At 29.5% G+C, this 24709-nt stretch carries 24 protein-coding genes; all 24 read left to right on the top strand.

Annotated elements, in window-relative coordinates:
* Window positions 1–392: T9SS type A sorting domain-containing protein (locus ACIQ2Z_RS04545; RefSeq protein WP_396182975.1), on the top strand; the 392-nt coding region annotated here is incomplete at its 5' end.
* A gap of 151 nt (window positions 393–543) precedes the next feature.
* Window positions 544–1410, top strand: coding sequence for an ABC transporter permease (locus tag ACIQ2Z_RS04540; protein WP_396182974.1), 867 nt, complete (start codon window positions 544–546; stop codon window positions 1408–1410).
* Window positions 1411–1424: 14 nt separating this feature from the next.
* On the top strand, window positions 1425–2717 hold the full coding sequence (locus ACIQ2Z_RS04535) for an ABC transporter ATP-binding protein (RefSeq protein ID WP_396182973.1): 1293 nt from the start codon (window positions 1425–1427) through the stop codon (window positions 2715–2717).
* A gap of 32 nt (window positions 2718–2749) precedes the next feature.
* Window positions 2750–3751: an NAD-dependent 4,6-dehydratase LegB gene (locus ACIQ2Z_RS04530; RefSeq protein ID WP_396182972.1), complete on the top strand. Its 1002-nt coding sequence runs from the start codon at window positions 2750–2752 to the stop codon at window positions 3749–3751.
* Window position 3752: 1 nt separating this feature from the next.
* Window positions 3753–4391, top strand: a complete 639-nt coding sequence (locus ACIQ2Z_RS04525; protein WP_396182971.1) for a NeuD/PglB/VioB family sugar acetyltransferase — start codon at window positions 3753–3755, stop codon at window positions 4389–4391.
* Complete coding sequence (gene neuB, locus ACIQ2Z_RS04520) at window positions 4388–5407, top strand: N-acetylneuraminate synthase (RefSeq protein ID WP_396182970.1); 1020 nt, start codon at window positions 4388–4390, stop codon at window positions 5405–5407. The genes ACIQ2Z_RS04525 and neuB overlap by 4 nt, the downstream gene beginning before the upstream one ends.
* Window positions 5404–6507 (top strand): UDP-N-acetylglucosamine 2-epimerase, encoded by a 1104-nt coding sequence (neuC, locus tag ACIQ2Z_RS04515; RefSeq protein WP_396182969.1) that lies wholly within the window; start codon window positions 5404–5406, stop codon window positions 6505–6507. The genes neuB and neuC overlap by 4 nt, the downstream gene beginning before the upstream one ends.
* Window positions 6504–7550 carry a nucleotidyltransferase family protein gene (locus ACIQ2Z_RS04510; protein ID WP_396182968.1) on the top strand — a complete coding sequence of 349 codons (1047 nt, stop codon included), beginning with the start codon at window positions 6504–6506 and terminating at the stop codon, window positions 7548–7550. Before neuC ends, ACIQ2Z_RS04510 begins: the two co-directional genes overlap by 4 nt.
* 1 nt (window position 7551) lies before the next feature.
* A complete protein-coding gene (locus ACIQ2Z_RS04505) occupies window positions 7552–8232 on the top strand; it encodes a cytidylyltransferase domain-containing protein (RefSeq protein WP_396182967.1) in 681 nt (226 codons plus the stop codon).
* Window positions 8222–9667 (top strand): hypothetical protein, encoded by a 1446-nt coding sequence (locus ACIQ2Z_RS04500; protein ID WP_396182966.1) that lies wholly within the window; start codon window positions 8222–8224, stop codon window positions 9665–9667. The genes ACIQ2Z_RS04505 and ACIQ2Z_RS04500 overlap by 11 nt, the downstream gene beginning before the upstream one ends.
* A 2-nt stretch (window positions 9668–9669) precedes the next feature.
* Window positions 9670–10455, top strand: a complete 786-nt coding sequence (locus ACIQ2Z_RS04495) for a hypothetical protein (protein WP_396182965.1) — start codon at window positions 9670–9672, stop codon at window positions 10453–10455.
* Window positions 10448–11422 (top strand): glycosyltransferase family 2 protein, encoded by a 975-nt coding sequence (locus tag ACIQ2Z_RS04490; protein WP_396182964.1) that lies wholly within the window; start codon window positions 10448–10450, stop codon window positions 11420–11422. Before ACIQ2Z_RS04495 ends, ACIQ2Z_RS04490 begins: the two co-directional genes overlap by 8 nt.
* Window positions 11415–12356, top strand: coding sequence for a glycosyltransferase family 2 protein (locus ACIQ2Z_RS04485; RefSeq protein WP_396182963.1), 942 nt, complete (start codon window positions 11415–11417; stop codon window positions 12354–12356). The genes ACIQ2Z_RS04490 and ACIQ2Z_RS04485 overlap by 8 nt, the downstream gene beginning before the upstream one ends.
* A 79-nt stretch (window positions 12357–12435) precedes the next feature.
* Window positions 12436–13689 carry a glycosyltransferase family 4 protein gene (locus ACIQ2Z_RS04480; protein WP_396182962.1) on the top strand — a complete coding sequence of 418 codons (1254 nt, stop codon included), beginning with the start codon at window positions 12436–12438 and terminating at the stop codon, window positions 13687–13689.
* 53 nt (window positions 13690–13742) lie between these two features.
* Complete coding sequence (locus tag ACIQ2Z_RS04475; protein WP_396182961.1) at window positions 13743–14468, top strand: class I SAM-dependent methyltransferase; 726 nt, start codon at window positions 13743–13745, stop codon at window positions 14466–14468.
* A gap of 139 nt (window positions 14469–14607) precedes the next feature.
* Window positions 14608–15189, top strand: a complete 582-nt coding sequence (locus tag ACIQ2Z_RS04470) for a serine acetyltransferase (protein WP_396182960.1) — start codon at window positions 14608–14610, stop codon at window positions 15187–15189.
* A gap of 67 nt (window positions 15190–15256) precedes the next feature.
* Complete coding sequence (locus ACIQ2Z_RS04465; RefSeq protein ID WP_396182959.1) at window positions 15257–16207, top strand: glycosyltransferase family 2 protein; 951 nt, start codon at window positions 15257–15259, stop codon at window positions 16205–16207.
* Window positions 16189–17283 carry a glycosyltransferase family 4 protein gene (locus ACIQ2Z_RS04460; protein WP_396182958.1) on the top strand — a complete coding sequence of 365 codons (1095 nt, stop codon included), beginning with the start codon at window positions 16189–16191 and terminating at the stop codon, window positions 17281–17283. Before ACIQ2Z_RS04465 ends, ACIQ2Z_RS04460 begins: the two co-directional genes overlap by 19 nt.
* Window positions 17283–18674, top strand: a complete 1392-nt coding sequence (locus ACIQ2Z_RS04455; protein WP_396182957.1) for an asparagine synthase-related protein — start codon at window positions 17283–17285, stop codon at window positions 18672–18674. The genes ACIQ2Z_RS04460 and ACIQ2Z_RS04455 overlap by 1 nt, the downstream gene beginning before the upstream one ends.
* Window positions 18664–19845, top strand: a complete 1182-nt coding sequence (locus tag ACIQ2Z_RS04450) for a glycosyltransferase family 4 protein (protein ID WP_396182956.1) — start codon at window positions 18664–18666, stop codon at window positions 19843–19845. The genes ACIQ2Z_RS04455 and ACIQ2Z_RS04450 overlap by 11 nt, the downstream gene beginning before the upstream one ends.
* Window positions 19805–21016: a glycosyltransferase family 4 protein gene (locus tag ACIQ2Z_RS04445; protein WP_396182955.1), complete on the top strand. Its 1212-nt coding sequence runs from the start codon at window positions 19805–19807 to the stop codon at window positions 21014–21016. The genes ACIQ2Z_RS04450 and ACIQ2Z_RS04445 overlap by 41 nt, the downstream gene beginning before the upstream one ends.
* Window positions 21017–21025: 9 nt before the next feature.
* Complete coding sequence (locus tag ACIQ2Z_RS04440) at window positions 21026–22453, top strand: MBOAT family O-acyltransferase (RefSeq protein ID WP_396182954.1); 1428 nt, start codon at window positions 21026–21028, stop codon at window positions 22451–22453.
* Window positions 22454–22456: 3 nt separating this feature from the next.
* Window positions 22457–23359: a hypothetical protein gene (locus tag ACIQ2Z_RS04435; RefSeq protein ID WP_396182953.1), complete on the top strand. Its 903-nt coding sequence runs from the start codon at window positions 22457–22459 to the stop codon at window positions 23357–23359.
* A gap of 50 nt (window positions 23360–23409) precedes the next feature.
* The gene (locus tag ACIQ2Z_RS04430; protein ID WP_396182952.1) at window positions 23410–24699 is read left to right on the top strand and encodes a glycosyltransferase family A protein; all 1290 of its coding nucleotides are present in this window, start codon (window positions 23410–23412) and stop codon (window positions 24697–24699) included.
* Window positions 24700–24709: the final 10 nt, after the last annotated feature.

Genomic DNA, 24709 nt, shown 5'->3' with positions numbered 1-24709 from the left:
CTCCTGGTGGAACTTATTCAGTATCGGTAGAAGTGCAAGTATATGGTTTCTACTATCTAGGAAAAGATTGTAATATCTTAGTACCGGGTGGAGCACCAATTGTACCATTTACTAGACCAGTTGTTGATTCAAACAATCCAATGGGTGAATTTAAAGCAGTAGCTTATCCAAATCCTTACGGAGAGAGCTTTGCCTTGAATCTAATTTCAAACAGCACATCACCGGTTAGCATTGCTATCTATGATATGGCTGGTAGATTGTTAGAGACTCGTGAATTTAAATTTGAAAAATTAGCTTCTCAAAAATTAGGGGAAAGTTATCCATCAGGTGTTTACAGTATCATTGTAAACCAAGATGAAGCAACACAAACCATTAGAGTAGTTAAGAAATAAGTAACTAAGATGCTGAGCAACTGAGTTGCTTAGATAAATAGACTAAAACCTCCGAGCAATCGGGGGTTTTTTTATTTTGAAACACAAGTTGGTATTGAATTATAGAAACTCACAAAAAAACTTTACATTTGAAAAAATATTTTTACACCTTATGAGCGTTGATAAAACAGAGGATTGGTTGTTTGAAATTTCGTCTACAAAAAAAGTAGTGAGTTTTAATGTAAAAGAATTGTGGCATTATAGAGATTTACTGTTGTTGTTTGTGAAAAGAGATATTGTCACTTTTTATAAACAAACTGTTTTGGGGCCTATTTGGTTTGTAATACAACCTTTAATTACGTCAGTCATTCAATTTATTATTTTTAGTAAAATTGCCTCAATACCTTCCGATGGTATACCTTATTTTTTGTTTGTCTTAGCAGGTAATATACTTTGGTTTTATTTTTCAGATTGTTTAAAAGCAACTTCCGAAACGTTTACTACCAATCAAAATATTTTTGGCAAAGTCTATTTTCCAAGAATCATTATGCCTTTAAAAGTCGCTGTTTCTAATTTGATTAAGTTTGGAATTCAGTTTGTGTTTTTTTTAGGCGTACTTATTTATTATCTTTATCAAGAAACACCTATAACCTTAACGCCTTATGTGTTACTTTTGCCGTTCTTATTATTGGTCATTGCATTTATTGCTTTAGGAGCTGGTATGCTTATTTCTTCCTTGACAGTAAAGTATAGAGATTTGAATTTTGTAATTACTTTTGGAATATCTCTATTTATGTATATTACACCAATTGTATACCCAACTTCTTTAGTATTAGAAAAGATTGACCCAAAATACCATCAGTTAATTTATTTGAATCCGTTAACTGGACTTTTTGATTTCTTTAAGTTTGCTTTTCTAGGTTCTGATTGTTTCGACTTTGGGGCTATTTTATATTCAGTTATATTTTCAATTGTGATTTTCTTTTTAGGATTACTTGTTTTTACTAGAACAGAAAAAAGTTTTATTGATGTTATTTAAAAAATGAAAGGAAGATGAACGAGGTGATATTAAAAGTAGAAAATTTATCTAAACAATACCGACTAGGAAAAATTGGTACAGGTACTTTAAGTCACGATTTAAATAGATGGTGGCATTCCATTAGAGGGAAAGAAGATCCTTATTTGAAAATAGGAGATGTTAATGATAGAAATGTTAAAGGGGATAGCCAATATGTTTGGGCTTTAAAAGATATTAATTTTGAAGTCAAAGAAGGTGAAGTGCTCGGTATCATTGGAAAAAATGGTGCGGGTAAATCTACTTTGTTAAAAGTTTTGTCTCGAGTTACTTCTCCAACGACAGGTACTATTAAATCCAAAGGAAGAATTGCATCACTATTAGAAGTGGGAACTGGTTTTCATCATGAAATGACTGGACGTGAAAATATTTATTTAAATGGGGCTATTTTAGGAATGACAAAAAAAGAAATAGCGTCTAAAATTGACGAAATTATTGCTTTTTCAGGGTGTGAACGCTATATCGATACGCCGACAAAACGCTATAGTAGCGGAATGACAGTTCGTCTAGCCTTTGCTGTTGCTGCACATTTAGAGCCTGAAATATTAGTGGTTGATGAAGTATTGGCCGTTGGTGATGCCGAATTCCAAAAGAAAGCCATAGGTAAAATGCAAGATATTTCTAAAACGCAAGGAAGAACGGTTTTGTTTGTGAGTCACAACATGGCCGCCGTTAAAAGTTTATGTACGAAGGGAATTGTTCTAGAACATGGCGGAATCACTTTTAGTGGATCAAGCGATGATGCGATTAATTATTATTTAGAGAATTCCTATAAAAAGAGTGAAATTAAATTAAGCGACAGAATTGACAGAAAAGGGAATAAAAAACTAATAATCAATGAAATTTATGTAAAAAATAAAGACGAAGTAATTGTTGGTGAAATGCATAGTGGGGAATATTACAAAATCATTTTTGAATATGAAAAGAAAAAAGAAATAGATCCAAAACAGTTAACAATTGTACTTCAATTTAAAAATGAAAATGATGAGTTGTTTACAACTATTGCAACAGATGAATTGGGTTTTAAATTTTCTGAGGTTAAAGATAAGGGTTCTATAGAAGTTGAAATACCACGTTTACAATTTAGAGAGGGAAGATATACTTTACACTATATGGTTAGTGAAAAATTGTCATTTAACACACCACATCAAATAATCGATTATTTGCAAGATGCTTTCACTTTAAATGTTATACGAGGTGATTATTGGAATTCTGGAGTACTTAACAGACCTAAGGGATTTATTCAGGAAGCATTCATTAAGTTGGTTTAATCAGTAGTAATTCAAATCAAAAAGTACACGTAATGAGTTTTTTACAAAATAAAAAAATAATAGTTACAGGAGCAGATGGTTTTATTGGTTCTCATTTAGTTGAATATTTGGTCTATCAAGGATATCAGGTGAAAGCATTTTGTTTCTATAATTCTTTCAATTCATGGGGTTGGCTCGATAGTTTTGACAAAGAAGTTTTGCAAAAAATTGAGGTATTTACAGGAGATATTCGTGACCCAAACGGTGTTCGGGAAGCTTTGAAAGGGTGTGATGTTGTTTTTCATTTAGCTGCACTTATTGCAATTCCATTTAGTTATCATTCACCAGATTCATATATTGATACTAATATTAAAGGAACTTTAAATATACTTCAAGCAGCTAGGGAACTAAACATTCAACGTGTTTTAGTTACATCTACTTCAGAGGTATATGGAACGGCTCAGTATGTTCCGATTGATGAAAAGCATCCTAAACAGCCACAATCGCCCTATTCAGCTTCTAAAATAGGAGCAGATGCAATTGCAGATTCTTTTTACAGAAGTTTTAATCTACCGGTTACAATTGTGAGACCATTTAATACCTTTGGTCCACGTCAATCCGCCAGAGCTTTCATACCAACCATTATTACACAACTTCTGAGTGGTAAAACAGAAATAAAATTAGGTGATATAGCACCTACAAGAGATTTATTGTTTGTAAAAGATACCGTTCGAGCTTTTGAAGCAATAGCAAATTGTAATGAATTAATTGGTCATGAAGTAAATATTGCTACAAATTCAGAAATTAGTATTCAAGAAGTTGCCGATTTACTGATACAACAACTAAATCCAAAAGCAAAAATTATTACAGACAGAGATAGAATCAGACCTGAAAAAAGTGAAGTGTTTCGTTTGTTTGGAGATAATACCAAATTAAGAAATCATACAAATTGGACTGTGGAGACTGAATTTAATCAGGCGATTTTAGAAACTATAGAATGGTTTAAATTGAAAGAAAATTTAGCCCATTATAAAGCGGATATTTATAATCTATAACATGTTAGATTTTACAAAAAAAATTGCCATTTTTGGTATTGGAGGATTGGCTAAAGACGTCTTTTTTTGTTTAAAGGAGATTTATTTAAAAGGCCACTATGATTTTGAAGGTCAAGTTGTTTTTGTGGATAAGTTGCCCAATAAAAGTGCTTTTTTTTTAAACTGTCCCTTATTTCTAGAAGAAAATTTTGATTCACGAACCTATCAGGTTATTATTGCTATTGGTAATCCTACAATCAGAAAACAAATTTCAAGTAGTTTGCCGGCAGCTACTTTTTATCCAAAGGTTATTCATCCAAGTGCTTTGGTTAATGAAACGGTTATTTTAGGAAATGGAGTAGTAATTTTAGCAAATGCAATTATAAGCTGCGATGTAACGGTGGGTGATTTCTGCATATTGGATCGTGCCGTGCAGATTGGACATGATTGTAAGGTAGCCGATTTTGTGCATTTTTCTCCGGCTTCTGTACTCAGTGGAAATGTTACAATTAATAGTTTAGTTGATATTGGGACACTAGTAGCGATAAAACAAAATTTAGAAGTGGAGCGTGAAACCATCATCGGTATGGGAGCAATTGTTGTTAAGTCAATTCAAGAAAAAGGAGTTTACCTAGGAAATCCGGCCAAAAAGATAAGATGATGAAAACTATTATTATAGCAGAAGCAGGAGTAAATCATAATGGAAATATTACCTTAGCTAAGCAATTAATTGATGTTGCAGCTGATGCAAAAGTAGATTATGTTAAATTTCAAACATTTAAAGCAGATACTATTGTAAGTCCTTTAGCAAAAAAAGCAACTTATCAATTTCTTGACAATAAAGAAGACGACTTCCAATATTCAATGCTTAAAAAATTAGAATTATCTGAACAAGATCATTTAGAATTAATAGCGTATGCTACAAAAAGAGGGATTTCTTTTTTTTCTACAGCATTTGATGTTGAAGGAATTAATTTTTTAGATAAATTGGGTTTAGAAATTTTTAAAATCCCAAGTGGTGAGTTAACAAACTTTAGATATTTGAAAGAAATTGCACATAAGGGAAAGCCTGTTATAATGTCTACTGGAATGGCAAGTTTGGAAGAAATTAAAAATGCTTTAAATGTTTTAGAACGTTTTGGAGTAAAACGATCTAGCATTACAATTTTACATTGTAATACAGAATATCCTACACCAATGGAAGATGTAAATCTGAAAGCCATGTTGACCATCGGAAATCATTTTGGTGTGAATGTTGGATATTCTGATCATACATTAGGCATTGAAGTTCCTATTGCTGCGGTAGCTTTGGGAGCTAAAGTAATAGAAAAACATTTTACATTAGACAGAAATTTACCTGGTCCGGATCATAAAGCATCTTTAGAACCTATAGAATTGAAGAAAATGGTAGAAGCGATTCGAAATATAGAAAAAGCAATTAGTGGAGATGGTAAAAAAAACCCAAGTAAAAGCGAATTTAAGAACATATTAATTGCAAGAAAAAGCATTCACCTGAGAGGTGATTTAATAAAAGGACATATTTTAACCGAGGCAGATATTATTCCTTTACGACCCGGTGACGGTATTTCAGCTATGGATTGGGAAACTGTAATAGGTAAAAAGTTGATAACTGATAAAAATGCTTTTGAAAAATTAAATTGGACTGATTTACAATGAAAATAGGCATTTTAACAAGTTCGAGAGCCGATTACGGCATTTATCAGCCGTTACTTAAAAAAATGAGTAACGATTCCTGTTTTCAGGTGGAAATAATTGCTTTTGGAACGCATCTATCAAAATTACATGATTATACACTTAGGATTATTGAAAAAGATAATTTTGGAAAAGTTTATGCATTAGAAACATTGATTGATGATGATACACAGTTAGGAACTGCAAAATCATATGCTAAAACAATCTCAGTTTTTGCTGATTTTTGGAATGAGAACAACTATGATATGGTTTTGTGTTTAGGAGACAGATTTGAAATGAATGCAGCTGTTCAGGCTGGAATACCTTTTGGTGTCAAATTTGCACATTTATATGGTGGAGAAACAACATTAGGAGCATTTGATAATATTTTTAGACATCAAATTTCTTTGGCATCCCAATTACATTTTACAGCGACGGAGCAATTCAGTAAAAGAGTTTCAGAGATTACTCAAGATTTTTCAAATGTTTTCATTATCGGCTCTTTGAGTTTAGATGAGTTATTTTCTTTTCAACCAAAACCAAAGACTATTTTTCTAGAGCAATTTGGAATTTCTAAGGAAGATTATGTATTAGTTACTTTTCACCCAGAAACAATGTCTTTTGAAAAAAACACGATGTATGCTCAAGAAATGCGACAAGCTTTAAGTAAAATTTCAGAACACATGAATGTTGTTGTTACTATGCCAAATGCTGATACAATGGGATCAGTAATAAGAGAGCAACTCATGTTGTTGCATTCAGAACATTTAGATAGAGTTGTACTGGTTGAGAATTTTGGGAAAGATAATTATTTTACAGCAATGTATCATTCTAAAATGCTGATAGGAAATACATCCAGTGGGATAATTGAAGCAGCTTCTTTTAATAAGTATGTTATTAATGTTGGTAACAGACAAAAAGGAAGATTGCAAAGTAAAAATATAGTAAATTGTGATTTTATTGCAAATGATATATATAATGCAGCAATGAAATTAGGTACATCAAAGCCATACGAAGGAGAAAACATTTATTTTAGAAATGGTGCAGCTGATAAAGTAATAAAAATTTTAAAAGAATTTGTATGAAAAATCACAGAGAACATTTAATACTTAAAGGAAGTACCATTAGAGAGGCGTTAATTCAATTAGATTTATTGGCAAAAGATGCTATAATTTTTGTAGTTGACAAAGAGGATAAGTTATTAGGTTCAATTACTGACGGCGACATTAGGCGAGGATTAATAAATGGTGCAAAGATTGATGATAAAATAGAAACAGTGGTTCACCCTAATCCAAAGTTTTTATGCAAAGGTGAGTATGATGTGGAAAAAATGATATCATTAAGGGAAGGCAATTTTAGAATTATTCCAATTTTAGATAAAGAAGCAAAGGTGGTGAATGTGATTAATTTTAGTGAAATACGATCATATCTTCCTATTGATGCAGTAATAATGGCAGGAGGTAAGGGAGAACGTCTTAAACCTTTGACGGATTACACGCCCAAACCTTTATTAAAAATTGGAAGTAAACCAATTTTAGAACACAATATTGATCGATTGATTTTATATGGTATTGATGATTTTTGGATTTCAGTAAATTATCTTGGAGAACAGATAAAAGAACATTTTAACCCACGATACAAAAAAAATATTGTTATGAACTTCGTTCAGGAAGAAGTGCCTATGGGAACGATTGGTGCAGTTAGTAAAATTACAAATTTTGAACATGAATATGTTTTGATAATCAATTCTGATGTATTAACTAATATAGATTATGAACACTTTTATTTAGATTTCATTAAACAAGATGCAGATTTTGCAGTAGTTTCTATTCCTTACGAAGTGAGTGTGCCTTATGCGGTACTAGAAACTAGTAACGGACATATATTAAGTTTAAAAGAAAAGCCAACCTATACCTACTATTCAAACGGAGGTATTTATTTAATGAAGCGATTCGTTTTACAGATGCTTCCCAAAAACGTATTTTTTAATGCTACCGATTTTATGGAAAAGCTAATTCATGATAATTATAAAGTGGTTTCGTATCCTTTGTTAGGTTATTGGTTAGATATTGGGAAGCATGAAGATTTTGAAAAAGCACAACGTGATATAAATCAAATAAAATTTTAATTTGAAACCATTAGTCGTCATACCGGCCAGAGGTGGCTCAAAAGGAATTCCGGGTAAAAACATAAAGTTGCTGGGAGGAATTCCGCTAATTCAGTATACCCTTGAAGCGGCCAAAGCATTATTTCCAAGAGATATTATTTGCGTATCTACTGATGATTTAGAGATAAAAAAATGTGCAGAAGGATTAGATTTCAAAGTGCCGTTTTTAAGGCCATCTGAATTAGCTACAGACACAAGTGGAACTTATGAGGTATTACTTCATGCAATTGAATTTTATGAAAATAATGGGTATTATCCGGATACTTTGATATTATTGCAACCCACTTCACCATTTAGGACTTCAAAACATATAGAAGAGGCAATCAATTTATATAATTCTAAAATTGATATGGTGGTTTCTGTTAAAGAAGCAAAAGCCAATCCATATTATAATCTTTTTGAAGAGAATCCTAGTGGGTTTTTAAAAAAGTCAAAAGCTGCCTCATTTAACAGAAGACAGGATTGTCCAGCTGTTTGGCAGTATAATGGGGCTATTTATATCATTAATATAAAATCTTTAAAAGATGAAACTATTTCAAATTTTAAAAAAATTAGAAAATATGTCATGGACGAAATCAGTTCACACGATGTTGATACACTTTTAGATTGGAAAATATCAGAAATACTATTAAATGAAAAATAGAGAAGAAATCAAGGATTTTATCCTAGGATTAGAAAAAAAATTTCCTGTAAATAATTGGAAAATAAACTCTATACACATATGGCCATATATTCGAATAAAAATTTATTTTTATTTGATTAATTCAATCGAAAAGCCATTAGTTTCAACCCAAGTTAACAAATCTAAAAGTAGAATCGACAAAGTAAAATCTTTATATCGAAATATTCGTTCTGTTTTTTTTTATTTACGGTGGAAACAGTCTTTAACTCAAAAAGAAAATTTGTTTGTAGGTGCTGATGCTCATCGGGTAGATTATAAGCATTCGAGGTTTAATAGATATTTTGATGTTATGATTGAAAAATATTTAATACAAGATACATCCATTTATTTTGAATATGGTAAAAATACTAAAAAACAATACAATTCGGATCTGATTTTTACATTTTCTGAGGCTTTAAAAGGATTTCTCTTTCTGAATAAATTTGTTAAATCACCAAATGATTTGAATTTAGCAGGATATGATTCTTTTTTAAATTTCTTAAAAAAGGATAAACTTTTTGAACGATTCACAAATTTATATTCAGTAGAATTAGTGGCTCAATGGGCAGCAGAAGTATTTTATTTAAAAGTGTTGTTTTTTCAAAAAGTTTTACGAATTGTTCAACCTAAAAAAGTGGTAATATTATGCTATTATGTTCAGGATATTTATGCACTTACCTCTGCTGCAAATCAATTAAAAATTAGTACTATTGAAATGCAGCATGGTCCACAACCTAATGTTCATTTAGCCTATAGTAATTGGTCTTCTTTACCCGAATCCGGTTATGATATGATTCCTAAAAACTTTTGGTGTTGGGATCAGGGAAGCTATAATGTTATTCATGATTGGACAAAAAACAATCAGAATTATTCAGTGAAAGTTATCGGTAATCCTTGGATTGATTATTGGAAAGCAAAAGAAATGAATTATAAACATCAAAATTTTATTCTTTATTCTTTGCAACCCAGTCCACTTACAATTGAACAGTTATTCCCAGAATCCATACTTAATTTTATTAAAAACAATCCGCACAAGTGGTTTATTCGTTTGCATCCAAGACAATTAAATGAAATGGGAACAATAAAATCGTTTTTAAAATGTAAAGGCATAGTAGAACTAGTAAATATTGATGAAGCAACATATGACCCATTACCATTGTTGCTCTCTAAAGCAACACTACATTTAACTCATTTTTCTGGCACTGTGATAGAAGCCTCTTTCTTCAATGTTTTTACTGTTTTGTTAAATGAGATTGGCATTTTTTCATTTCAAGATTTAATTTCTTCACAAAAGGCTGTATATTTGAATCCTGTTGATTCTAATTTTCAACAAAAATTTAATGCTATTATCCAACAAAAGAACAACTTACCAAGAGATAAAAATTTAACTTCTTTTCAAGAAAATTTATTTGAGTAGCGATGAGCTTTTATAATCGAATTTTATTAAAAATTAAATCACGTTTAGACAAGTTAAACGCAATAAGTTCCAGTGTAAAAATTCCAAATAAAGCTGTAATAGTTGGTTCATCTTTAAAAGGAGATATTAAACTTTCTGATAAAATCACTATCCATTCAAGTAATTTAAAAGGTAAAATTAGCATTGGAGATTCTACTAAAATTACGAACAGTATTCTCAAAGGGGAAATTGAAATTGGAGAGAATAACAAAATTCACGGGGCCACACTTTTAGGAAAAATTGCAATTGGTAGATATACTTCACTTTGGGGACCAAATTTAGACATACACTCTAATCAAAATGCAAGTGTGACAATTGGTAACTTCTGTTCTATTGCTCGGAATGTTACTTTTCAAACGTTTAATCATAATTTTAAAAAACCAACAAGCTACTTCATTGGGCAGAATTTCTTTGATGAAAAATGGGTTAATGAAAAAGTTTCAAAAGGAAATATTATGCTGGATAACGATGTTTGGATTGGAACCCATTGCGTAATCTTAACGGGTGTCAAAATTGGTAATGGAGCAATTATTGCTGCAAATAGCGTAGTAACTAAAGACGTTCCGCCTTATGGAATTATGGCAGGTAGTCCTTCAAAATTAATAGGTTATCGATTTGAACCATCCATAATCAAACAACTTGAAGAACTAGCATGGTGGAATTGGCCTGATGAAAAAATAGCGAAGAACAAAAGCTTTTTTGAAAATGAAATTTCAGAAGAAAGTTTAAGTAATTTAAAGCATGATTAGTGGCTTAGTATCAATAATTATTCCCGTTTTCAATCGTGAAAAGTTGATTGTTGAAACCTTAAACAGCATTCAAAATCAATCGTATACCAATTGGGAATGTATTATTGTTGATGATGGTTCAACGGATTCTACTGAAAATTGTATTCAAACTTTTGTTGAAAAAGATAAGAGGTTTGCCTATTATCATCGTCCTATAACGTATATAAAAGGAGCAAATTCATGTCGGAATTATGGTTTTGAAGTGAGCTCCGGTGAATTTATCAATTGGTTTGATAGTGATGATGTGATGTTGCCTGATTGTCTTGAGCAACGAATAAAAGCGTTTACACCAACCCTTGATTTTGTGATAGCTTCTGGTTATTATTGGAATCCAAGTGATGACACCCAATTTATTTTAAAAGTCGAACCAACCGATCAATTATATGTTGAATTTGCCCAATGGCGAATTAAAATTATCACCAATTCCGTGTTGTTTAGAAAAGCTTTTTTAGAGAACAAACCGTTATTTAATCCAGAAATGAAAAGAGGACAAGAAGCCGAGTTTTTTGCCCGACTTTTTTTTAAATGTCAAGCCAATCAATACCTTATTGTTCCACATTTAGGATTTCTATATCGGCAACATCAAGATACAAAATCTACTAAAAACAGCAATTATAACAAAGGATATAAAGAATCATTGTTTTTTTATCTTTTTGAAAATTTTAAAAGAAGCGAGCAAATTAAATCAATAGAATTACTTGATTATTTTTATGATAGATTGTTAAAACTATTCATAACAAGCAATCGAAATCAGCACAAAGAAGTAACACTATCTATCCTAAAGATGTTTTATCCACGGTTATTGAAGTATGATAAATTAAAAGCGTTAGAATTAATTTTTTTAGGAAGAGTGATGTATGTTTTCAAAAAATCACCTCAAAAGCTTAGAGACAGGTGGTTAAAATTCAAATTCAATTGGAATGAATAGATTGGTTTCCATAATAATTCCGACTTATAATCGAGCAGCTTTAATTAGTAAAACGCTCGAGAGTATTCAAAACCAATCATATAAAGATTTTGAATGTTTAATTGTTGATGACGGTTCTGAAGATGATTCAGAAGAAATTATTCAACTATTTATTGATTCAGACAACCGGTTTCAATTTCATAAACGACCATTGAACAGAATAAAAGGCCCTAATGCTTGTCGGAATTTTGGTTTTGAAAATGCCAAAGGTGAATTTGTTTATTTTTTTGATAGTGATGATTTTTTAAAACCAGATGCTTTAGAAACCTATATCAATGCATTTAAATCAGATACTGATGGTGTTTTAGCACAAGTTGAACGTGTCGACAGAAATACAGGTGTTTTACAGGATGTAAATCGTATTGATTCTGAAAACTTAATTGAAGATTATTTTTTAAACAAAGTATGCTATTTTGTTTGCGGAGTTTTATGGAAAAAATCTTATTTAAATCAACAAACAGAATTATTTGATGAAACCCTCGGTCACCATGACGAATGGGATTTTAATTTAAGAATGATTTATGCAAAAGCACGATTGGTAAAAATTCATAAACCTTTGGTAATCTATTATCAACATCAAAATTCATTTAAAAAGGAAATTCAAAAAGCGAATGATGTTCAAATAGAATCAGCTATAAAAGCTAGACTTAAACATTTAAAGTTATTAACCGACCAAAATCCTTCAAATCATAAAATTTATTCAAAACATATTGCTCATTTTTACAAAAAAACGGTACGAAATAAATTAATAGCTCATCAAAAAAATTGGTTTGTTTACTACAAAAAAGCATGTGTGTTATATTTTAAAAACAATTCATTTTTTTCAATATTTAAAATAACTTTTGGGATAATTTTATATTTGCTATTTAGAAAGGGATATTCTTTTTTTAACTAAATTTTCAAACATTTATATTTAGTTTTCATAATTAAATCTATTTTTACATTGTGTTGATATATCTACAGTTGAAAGAAAAATGAAAACAAAGTTCAATATCTTAGTTGTCGTTACAACTTTTCCCACAGTAACGGAAACTTTTATACTTAACCATATAACCGACCTTCTTGACAAGGGTCACCAGGTTACTGTATTTGCCTATGTTAAGCCTAAAAATCAACCTGAACACCAAATTTTTGCAGACTATAATTTAGATAAAATTGCGGTTACTCACTTTAAAAATTACGGTAATAAATTGAAGGTTATTGAAGAAGCCATCTTATTTTATAAAAAGTATTTTTTTCAAATTAATCACTTTAAGATTCTTCAGTTATTAAATCCATTTCAACTAAGTAAAAATTTAGAAAAACTCAAAATTTATTATGATTTACCAATATTATTATTTAAAAATGATTTTGATATTATTCATTGTCATTTTGGTTTTAATGGTAAAAAAGTTGCTGATGCCTTGGAACTTTCCATGTGTGGGGATGCCAAAGCAATAGTTTCTTTTCACGGTTCAGATTTGACTCCTTCAAAAATTGATTATTATAAAACATTGTACAAAGGTGTTTTTAATTATTTTAGTGCTTTCACAACAAATTCGGTTTATTTACAAAATATATTGTTGTCTGTAAAGTCAGACATTTCAAATCACCATATTATATCGGTTGGGTTCAAAGAAAAGTATTTGAAAAAACACTTAATAGAAAAACCAAAAGACAGCGTTTTTAACATTATTTTCTGCGGAAGACTAATCAATTGGAAAGCCCCTGATAGAGCCATAAAAATAGTGCATGAAATGATGAAAAAAGATTGTGAGAATGTCGTTTTGCACATCATTGGGAATGGTGAAATGATGCCACAGTTAAAAGCTTTAACTAAGGAATTGAATATGGAGTCTAACGTGATTTTTCATGGTACAATAAACCAAGAAAATGTATTTAAAATTATGGCTAATGGCTCAGTTTTTTTATATCCTGGAATTGAAGATCAAGATACGCAACGCACCGAAACTCAAGGATTAGTTCTTCAAGAAGCTCAATATTTTAAGTTGCCTGTTATTACCTCTAATGTTGGTGGAATCAAATACGGTTTGATTCCAAATGAAACCGGCTTTTTAATTGAAAGTGAGAACGAAGAGGATTTTGTAAAGAAATTAATCTTACTTTATAAAAATCCTGATTTAAGTAAGGATATGGGAGAAAAAGGTCAACGATATGTTTTGAATGAATTTGAAAGTGAAATTTTAGGAGATAAATTTATTGAGATTTATAATCAAATTAATCAATAAATGGCTAAAAAGTATTATACAAATACAAATTTTTTAATTTTTATAACAATATAATGGTAAATAATAACAACCCTTCTTTGGATGAGCAAGTAGCATTTTATAATTTCTATTGGAGTGATTTAAAGCCATTTGGAGACTATAAACTTCAAAGAATTATTGAACTTTTAAAAATATTAAAAAAATTAAGCAAGATTAAAAAAAATCCAAGAATATTGGATTTTGGCTGTGGTGACGGGCGTTCAGTTCCGGTTTGGTCATTAGTGGGGCCTGCGGATGGTTTTGATTTATCAGAAACAGCCATGAAAGAAGCATCACTTCGTTACCCTTATATAAACTTTAAATTTGGTGATGCGTGCAATTCATCTTATGATTCTAATAAATATGATATTATTATTTCTCAAGAAGTTATTGAGCATATCATTGATCAAGATAAATATATAGAAGAATGTAATAAGTTATTGTTAAGTAATGGTTTTTTAATTTTAACCACTCCAAATAAATATTATTTTGACAGGCTAAAAGGCGGGAATTATTCACGGCAACCCATAGAAAATATATTATACCCAACGGAATTGAAAAAAATAGTTTCTAAAAAATTTAAGATTAAATCTTGTCATTCATTAATTCAGGCAAAGGGAGATTTTGGAATTTATAAGTTTATTTCTAATAAGTATGTTCAATTTTTAGTAAAAAGGTTGGGTTTGAGTAATTGGTTTTATGAATTGACAAGTAAAAAATTATTAAATCTTCATTTGGTTATTGTTGCTCAAAAAAAATAGCTTTTGTTTTATAAAAACTATAGTTTATTCATTTCTTTTTTTGAGGTATAAAAAGTGCTAATCTTTATGTTTTTAATTCATTAAGATTTTATCTTTGGGTTTTAATTTATAATAATATAATTTCATGAATTATCGGAGTTTGAAATTAAAATTTAGAGTCGCTATAGCAAAGATATTTATATATTATTTATTTAAGTTTTATGTTATTGATAATGCTATTTTGATAAAAGATATTCAATATAATTTTAAACAACGAGCAACCTTTAAAAATGTTTCTTTATTTAAACAATTACATCATTTATTAATTTACTATCCTGAATTTGCTTTTTTATTTTTTTGGAGAATAAACAGTAATTTCTTTTTATGGAAAGTTTTATTCTTAAAACAATATTCATGTAAAATTTTTAAGAGTACAAAAATAAAAGGTGGGATTGTTGCTTATCATCCATTTGGAACAGTAATTAACGCAAAAATGATTGGGGAGAATTTTATTTTTAGAAATGGACTAACGATTGGTAATAAAGGTAACAACAATAGTTTATTACCTATAATTGGAGATAATGTTGAGGTAGGGGCAAATGTTGTTATAATCGGACCCATCTCTATTGGAAATAATGTTATTATAGGTGCAGGATCTGTTGTTGTCAAAGATATTCCGGACAATGTTATAGTGGCGGGTAATCCTGCCAAGGTGTTAAAACAGAATTGTGAAATTAATTAATATTTATTATTAGACATTTTCAAAAGGGTAAAAATATTTTTAGCAATTTTTTGATTAGATAAATGGTATGAAAATAGTAAGTATAATATCGCCTGTTTATAATGGTGCTAACTTTTTACCGGCTTTTATCGAACATTTAAAAGACTTTACCTTTAAAGATTTTGAACTTATATTTGTTGATAATAACTCTATTGATAATTCGATTGAAGTTTTAGAACAGTTATTGCCAAATTCAGAATTTGAATATAAAATTTTAACGGAAAGTACTCAAGGTTCAGGATTTGCCAGAAATAAAGGATTAAAAAATGCCTCAGGAAAATATGTTACTTTTATTGATTGTGATGATTCAATAGATTACAGAAAATTAGAAACAGATATTCAACTGTTAGAAGAAAATGAAGTAGATTTTGTTTTGTGTAGAACTGAGCGAAAATATACTGATGGTAGAAAGATGATTCAGCCTTTAAAGGGTATTGAAGAAGGTATTCTAGAGCCGCCATTGTTGGGTATTGTTTGGTTGAAAAATTATTTTTATTTACAAGGTCCCGGTGCAATTTTAGCCAAAAGAGAAGTTTTTGAAGATTTGGGGGGGTTCCATACTTTAAAAACAGGACAGGATACTTTTTTATATATCAGATTAGGCCTAACATATAGAGGCTATTTTTACAATAAAGTTTTTAACTTTTATTGGAGACATTCAGAATCAACAATTTCTAAACGAAATAAGCAAGAAAACGCAACTTTGTTGTCTTATTTTGAACTTAGAAAAAATTTATTTCAAGATGATATTGTTTCAAAAAATGTTGAAGCGAAAGGAATTTTAAAAAAACAATTAAATTCTGATATTTTAAGATTACACAATAAAAAAATTAAATTATCAAATTTGATTGATGATAAAAAGTTAGAAGGTTTTAAATTAAATTTAATCTTGTTTAATCCAATAAGTTTATTAATTAATAAAAAAATTTCACATATAAAATATAATCCTTTTTATCAGTTATGGCTAAGAACAAGATAAAAATTCTTTTTACTATTCCGAATTTTGATACCGCCGGAAGCGGAAAAGTACTATATGATTTGGCAAAAAATCTTGATAAAAACAGATTTGAGGTTTCAATTGCCTGTCGAAATTCAAAAGGTATATTTTTTAAAGAAGTAGAATCCTTGGGTCTTCCAATTTATTTTTTAGAAACTACAGTTAATTATAAACCATTTTTTTCTTTTTTTAATCGGATTAAACCCTTTAAAGAATTTATAAAACAAAACAATTTTGATATTGTACATTCATGGCATTGGAGTAGTGATTGGACAGAAATTATATCAGCTAGACTTGGAGGAGCAAAATTTATTTTTACCAAGAAAGCAATGAGTTGGGGAAATATTCATTGGAAAATAAAATCATATTTAGCAAATTTTATAATTACAATTAATCATGAAATGATTGATTTTTATCCATACAAAAAAAACCAACAGTTGATCCCGTTAGGCTTAGATGTTACTTATTATAATCCTGATTTTTTTGAGAAAGAAGTAAATCTAAGATTTTTTAAAATTATAACAGTAGCTAATTTGGTTCCGGTTAAAGGGATAGAAGTGTTAATAAAAGCTATTAAATTAACAAATGAGAAATCAATAGTGTTAGATATTTTAGGTGATGATAGAGATCCGTATGTAAATGATTTAAAGAAGCTTATAATTGAATTGGAACTTGAATCTCAAATACGTTTTTTAGGAAAAAAGCCAGATGTTAGGCCTTTTATTAAAAATTCAGATTTATATATTATACCAACATTAAACGAAGGAAGGAAGGAAGGAATGCCAATGGCACTTGTGGAAGCAATGAGCATGTCTATTCCGGTCTTAGGTTCAAATATTTCTGGAATTAATTTTGTGCTAAAAGATTTTACAAATTTACTTTTTGAACCTGGTAATGAAAAAGAGTTGAGCAAAAAAATTAGTTTTTTCTATACTATGAATGAAGAAGAAAGAAATAAAGTTGGAAAACTTTTGAGGGATTATACAGTTACTAATTTTACTATTGAAAAATGTATTCTCCAACATGAAGAGCTTTATAAAAGAATCTTAGAAAAATAATGAGCATAAATTATAAAACGGATATAATTCCATCGACACCTTTTTTTATAGGTGAGAAAAAAACATATGATTTGAAAGCAATTTGTGTTTTTGCCGCTACCGGTTTTTTTCTGGATGACGATACTTATTTTCAAGAACAAAAAGTTTTAAAGCCTGCATCAGATTATGTTATTAATGATTTTAGCAATGCAATAGAATCAAATATGCCTTATTTTAAGTGGCATTATTCACCCGTTGATCGGCCTTTGTCTCAAATTGTTTCTGAATTCGCATCTCTTTTCGAAAAAATAATAGACGAACAAGTTGGAAATAAAAAAGTAATTCTCCCATTATCAGGTGGATTAGATAGTAGAACCCAAGCTGCCGCTTTAACTTATTTGAAGAAAAATGTACAAGCTTATAGTTATGAATTTGAAGATGGGCATAATGAAACCAATTATGCAGAACAAATAGCAAAAGTTTGTGATTTTCCATTTCAAAAATGGATTATACCTAAAGGCTATTTGTGGAAAAATATCGAACATATTGCGGAAATAAACGGTTGTTATACCGAATTTACTCATTCTCGCCAAGCTGCAGTTTTGGATAAATTTCAACACATGGGTGATGTTTTTAGTTTGGGTCACTGGGGTGATGTGTTATTTGATGACATGAAAGTAGCTGATGATATGTCATTTGATGAGCAAACTGCAATGCTTTACAAAAAAGTGCTTAAAAAAGGAGGGATGGAATTGGCTAAAGCATTATGGAAAAGTTGGAATATTGAAGGTGATTTTGAAAAATATTTAAAAACCAGAATTGAATTTTTACACAGTCAAATTAAAATAACTAACAATGCCAATGCTCAAATTAGGGCTTTCAAGAGTTTATTTTGGGCTCCGCGTTGGACTAGTGTTAATTTATCCTATTTTCAATCTGTGAAGCCAATTACATTGCCGTATTATGATTATAGAATTTGTGAATTTATTTGCACCATTCCAGAAAAGTATCTTGTTGGAAGACAAATCCAAATTGAATATTTGAAATTTAGAAACCCAGCTTTAGCTAAAATTACTTGGCAAGATCACAGACCATTTAATTTATATTCCTATAAATGGAACAATTTACCTTGGAATATTCCCTATCGAATTTTGCAAAAAAGTAAAAAAATACTATTTAGAAATAATTCTATTGTAAATAATTACGAGAATCAATTTTTAGGAGAATCAAATGAAAAGTTTTTAAAACATTGGCTTTTTGATAACAAAGATTTTGATGCATTTATTAATCCTGAACTAGTGAAGGAATTCTATGCAAAATTTAAAAACACAAATTCTTTACTTTATTCTCATCCGGTCAGTACACTTCTAACGTTTTCCTTGTTTTGTAAAATAAATAGGAATGAAGAATAAAAGAATTGCTATTTATACAGGAGAACTTCCTCCGCCTACCTTTGTAGACAGATTAATTTTAGGATTGGCTGAACAAGGGCATACTATTTATTTGTTTGGAGCAATTCAAAAGGGAATGACCAATTATCCCAAAAATATTAAAGTTATTGGCTACACTAATAAATGGAATAAAATTGGCCACCTACTAAAATATAGTTTGTTATTATATTTTTTCAAGCATGCAGATAAAAAAAAATTAGACAACATAATTAAGAGTGTTGGAAATTCAACTTATTTGAAAAAGATGAAATATTATCCCATTTTATATCATCATCCGGATATATTTCATTTACAATGGGTGAAAGGTATTTCAGATTGGATATGGATAAAAGAATTTAATATGAAATTAGTTGTGAGTTTAAGAGGAGCTCATATTAATTATAGTCCAATATGTCATCCAGAAATTGCTGACCAATACAGAAAATGCTTTCCTGAAGTAGATTTTTTTCACGCTGTTTCCAATGAAATTGAAAAGGAGGCATCAAAATATGGCGATATTAATAAAAAAACAAAAGTAATCTACAGTGGTTTACCAATTTTGAAAGAAAATAATTTTGAAATCAGTAATTCATCAGGAACTGTAAATATTATTTCAATAGGTAGAGGACATTGGATAAAAGGGTATTCTTATGCATTGGATGCAATGTCTATTTTAAAACAAAAAGGATTCAAATTTACTTATACAATTATTGGATTAGGTCAAAATGAAGAATTACTTTTTCAAAGAAATCAATTAGGTTTAAACAATGAAGTTACTTTTATAGATAAAGTACCTTTTGAAAAAGTTGAAAAATATTTGATAAAATCAGATATTTTACTTCTATCAAGCACTAAAGAAGGTATCGCAAATGTTGTAATAGAAGCGATGGCTCTTGGAGTACAGGTTGTTTCAACAGATTGTGGAGGTATTTCAGAATTGATTGTTAACAAAGAAAATGGTTATATAGTACCAATACGTAATCCCTTGGCAATTGCAGAAGCTATTGTTTATACACAATCTTTAACAATAGAAAATAAAATCAATCTTATTGAAAAGGCTAAAAATAAAGTTGAAAGTCAGCATGAAATAAAAAGAATGATTCAAGCATTCAATGAACTATATGTACAATGGGATGAAGAATTTGAGAAGTAAAAAAATTGGATTGGTTTTGCCAAATGTTCCGGCCTATTCGGAGACTTTCTTTACATCTATGATTAAAGGACTTCAGAAAAATGGTTTCGAAGTCATTTTATTTGTGGGTGGAAAGCCATCAAATTCCTTTGTCTTAACTAAAGTTGTTTCAGCTCCTGATTTTTCCGTTCGACTTAAATTAATAGTTGAAATGTTGATAATTATTCGGACTTTATTATCAAATCTTAAAAAAGCAATTTGTTTGTTTAGTTTAAGTAGAAAAGACGGTGCAACTGCTCTTGATTCAATTCGTATAGTTTTGATTAATAATCACTTTTTGCCTTATAAATTAGAGTGGCTTCACTTTGGTTTTGGGACAATGGCTCTTCAAAGAGAAAATGTAGCTCAGGCAATTAATGCAAAAATGGCGGTAAGTTTCAGAGGATTTGATTTGTATATTTATCCAACAAAACATATTAATTGTTATCAAAAATTATTTTCAAAAAAGGTTAGGTACCATGTGCTTTCTAATGAGATGAAAGTAACTTTAATAGAAAATGGTATTTCTGACCAATTCATCTTTAAAATTACCCCGGCTATTGATTTTGAGTCTTTTAAAAGAACAACACCTTTCAGTTTTGATAGTCCTATTCGTTTTTTAACAGTAGGAAGGTTGCATTGGAAAAAAGGACTGGAATATACGTTAGAAGCCTTATTTTATTTTAAACAGAATAATAATATTCCATTTGAATATAGAATTATTGGAGAAGGAATTGAGAAAGAACGTTTGAAATTTGCTGTTTACCAATTGGGTTTAACTGAAAATGTTATATTTGTTGGAAAAGTATCCCAGCAAGAAGTAATTAAACACATGGAACAAAGTCATGTTTATTTACAATACAGTTTGCAAGAAGGATTTTGCAACGCAGTTTTGGAAGCACAAGCAATGGGACTTTTTTGTATTGTTAGTGATGCAGACGGATTGAATGAAAATGTTTTGGATGAAGAAACAGGCTGGGTTGTTCCAAAAAGAAGCCCAAAATTATTAGCTCAAATAATAGAGAAAGTTATTGGATTAAATGAAATTGAAAAAAATGAAATTAGAAGAAATGCAATTGGAAGAGTTAAAGAAGAGTTTAATTTAACTAAGCAAAATCAAGAATTTAGATCATTTTACACAGATTTATCATAAAAAGAATTCATGTTATTTAACTCAATCGAATTTTTTGTTTTTCTACCTCTGGTATTTTTTCTTTATTGGATATTACAAAAACAAAAATTATCTCTTCAAAACGGATTGCTTTTAGTAGCGAGCTATTATTTCTATGCTTGTTGGGATTGGCGATTCCTTTTTTTATTGATGTTCTCTACAGGATTAGATTATTTGGCAGGTTTAATGATGCAAAAAGCTAAGAAAGAAGCCAATAGAAAGTTTTGGTTTTGGCTCACCATTTCAATAAATATTGGTTTTTTAGGTGTTTTTAAGTATTATAACTTTTTTGTTGATTCTTTTGCAAATCTAATAGGTAACTTCGGGTTTCAAGTTCATTATACTACACTAAATATTATTCTTCCGGTTGGAATTTCTTTCTATACATTTCACGGACTTTCATATGTCATCGATATTTATAAAAGACGCATTAAACCGGAACATAATTTTGTAGAATATGCTTTATTTGTGAGCTATTTTCCTTTGCTAGTGGCTGGTCCAATCGAACGTGCAACGCATTTATTACCGCAAATCAAGAAAAAAAGAAATTTTGATTATCACAAAGCTATTCAAGGTGTTAAACAAATTATCTGGGGTTTATTTAAAAAGGTTGTTGTGGCCGATAATTGTGCTTTTTTTGTCAATCAAATTTTTGATAATTCAGCTAATTATTCAGCACCCGAATTATGGTTGGGAAGCATTTTATTTGCCTTTCAAATTTATGGTGATTTTAGTGGTTATTCCGATATTGCCTTAGGAACTTCAAAATTATTTGGGATTGATTTACTCAGAAATTTCAATTTCCCCTACTTTTCAAAAGACATCGCTGATTTCTGGCGACGTTGGCATATTTCGCTCTCCACTTGGTTTAGAGATTATTTATATATTCCATTAGGTGGCAGTAGAGGTTCAAAATGGCAAAGTGTAAAAAACACCTTTATCATTTTCTTAGTCAGTGGATTTTGGCATGGAGCTAATTGGACATTTATTATTTGGGGACTTATTCATGCGATTTTATTTATGCCATTACTTTTATCTGATTCCAATCGAAGTTCTTTACAACAAGTAGGTTATAAATTGGTAGATATATTTAAAATAAGCTCTACTTTTGCTTTTGTGTGCATTGCTTGGATATTTTTCAGAGCTGATTCATTAAAAGATGCTTGGATTTATTTTACCGGTATGATTGATTTTTCTGATTTAAGTTATGATTTGTTTATTAAAAATTCAAAGTATAGTTTATTAACAGGTATTTGTTTCCTATCAATTTTTTGGTTATTACAAATAGAATGGAAGAATGTGAAAAATAATAATTATGAAATACAACTAAATAAAATTCAATTAATTACCCTAATTTGTATGATATTTTTTATGGGTGCTTTTAAAAATCAATTGAGTTTTATTTATTTTCAATTTTAATCAATGAAAAGATTTTTAATTAAAATAGGAATATATGGTTTTGTTATTTTTATAGTATTAAATCTTATTTCATTTATGTGTTTGTTTTTTTTAGCAAATTCAACTTTCTATAAGCAACAGTTTATTAAAAATGGTATTAATCAAGTTTCGTTTGATTATGTAATTTTGGGTTCAAGTACAGGGCTAACAACACTTGATACGAAGCAGATTGACTCAATAACTAATAAAAAGGGATTAAACATTAGTATGGATGATTCTGCATTAAGTTCCCAATATTTAATGTTGCAGCATTTTTACAATTGTGGTAAAAAAACAAATAGTCTTATTTTATGTGTCATGCCAGATGATTTAGAAACCATAAATCCCAAGGTAAATGGCAATGATAATCGATTTATACCTTTTATAAGTGATTATAATGTTTATAATTATTTTCGTGAAATTGATGGTGAAAATAAGAATGTTTATTTATTGTCTAACTATTTTCCTTTAGTTGGTTTAAGCTATTTCAATACAGAATTGTTTTATCCATCCTTAGTATCAATATTTAATCCTTCGGCTAGAAATCGTTTTGATGATAAGGGTAATTATAGTTATCCAATAGATAATTCTAATAAGAAATTCAAAAACGCAGAGAATTTAATCCGAACAATTGAATATAAGAATCCATATTTGAATAAAGTAATTAATTTTTGTAACGAAAATAATATTAAACTTACGCTTTATCAATCACCAATTTATAATACAAAAATCATATTCCCTAAAACGGTAAATATTATTAATCATTCAGATTTTCTAACAAACCCCGATTGTTTTTATGATCGAATTCATGTTAATACGAAGGGGAGAGAGTTATGTACAAAAAAGGTAGTTGAAATGTATTTTAATGAAAACCAAAATACAGATTAACTATGATTTTTTATTTTTTGAAATATATCAGGCCTATATGGTACTTTAATTTGAAACCTCAAATTGACAATGGTTATTTCCCTACCCTTAAACAAATAGAAGAATCTGGTTTACAAATTGAACTTGATTTTAATTATTTAAGTAAAGAATCTCAACTAAGAGATTTAGCTTGGACCGCTTTTCAATCCGGTTTTATAAATAAACAGTATCAACCAGGTTTGAAGTTTTGGGAAGAGGTTAAAATTCCTATAATTGATGAATATTATTTTTTAAGAAAAAATGTTCATAAAGCGTGGGTGTTTTATGTCCTAATAATTAGAATTATAACATTTCATAATCCTATAACTGAACTTTTATGTTTTTTTAAAACTAGAAAAACAAAAAGGGTTGAATATTTAAAACAAATTTATCAATTTTCTGATTATGAATCTTTCGAAAGTAAATTGCTGAATTCTAAACCTTTTATTTCTGTCGTTATTCCTACTTTAAACAGATATAATTATCTTAAGGATGTTATGAAAGATTTGGAAAATCAAACATATAAAAATTTTGAAGTAATAGTGGTGGATCAATCTGAACCATTTCAGGAAGAGTTTTATGAAAATTGGAAATTAAATTTGACGTATTGGAATCAAACAGAAAAAGCATTATGGAAAGCTAGAAATGAAGCAATAAGAAAGTCAAAAGGGGATTTAATATTATTATATGATGATGATTCGTTAATTGATTCAAATTGGATTGAGGAGCACATAAAATGTTTGGATTATTTTAATGCAGATTTGTCTTCAGGTGTTTCTATCAGTAAGACCGGAGCTGAAATCCCAAAGCATTACAGCTATTTTCGTTGGAGCGACCAATTAGATACAGGGAATGTAATGTTAAAAAAAGAAATATTTTATACAATAGGTTTTTTTGATTTACAATTTGAGAAGCAACGAATGGGAGATGGAGAATTTGGTTTGAGATGCTATTTGAACGGGTATAAAAATATATCAAATTATAGAGCAAAAAGAATTCATTTGAAAGTGAGTGAAGGGGGATTAAGACAAATGGGAAGCTGGGATGGTTGGCGACCGAAAAAAATGTTTGATCCAAGACCAATTCCCAGTGTTTTGTATTTAGCTCGAAATTATTATGGTTCAAAGTCTGCGAAATATTATATATTTAGCGCAGTTTTGCCGTCTTTGATTCCTTATAAATACAAAAAAAACAGGATGTTAAAATTAGTAAGTATACTATTAGTGCCTTTCCTTTTCCCTTTAATTTGCTATCAAGTAGTAAAGTCATGGAAATTAGCATCATTAAAATTAAAAGAAGGACAAAAAATTCACTTTTCTTAATTTCTAAGAA

The sequence above is a fragment of the Flavobacterium sp. genome, assembly GCF_044361015.1.
In the GTDB taxonomy this organism is placed as follows: domain Bacteria; phylum Bacteroidota; class Bacteroidia; order Flavobacteriales; family Flavobacteriaceae; genus Flavobacterium.
Note: the sequence above shows the minus strand (reverse complement) of the source record. Positions and strands in the feature narration are given on the sequence as shown.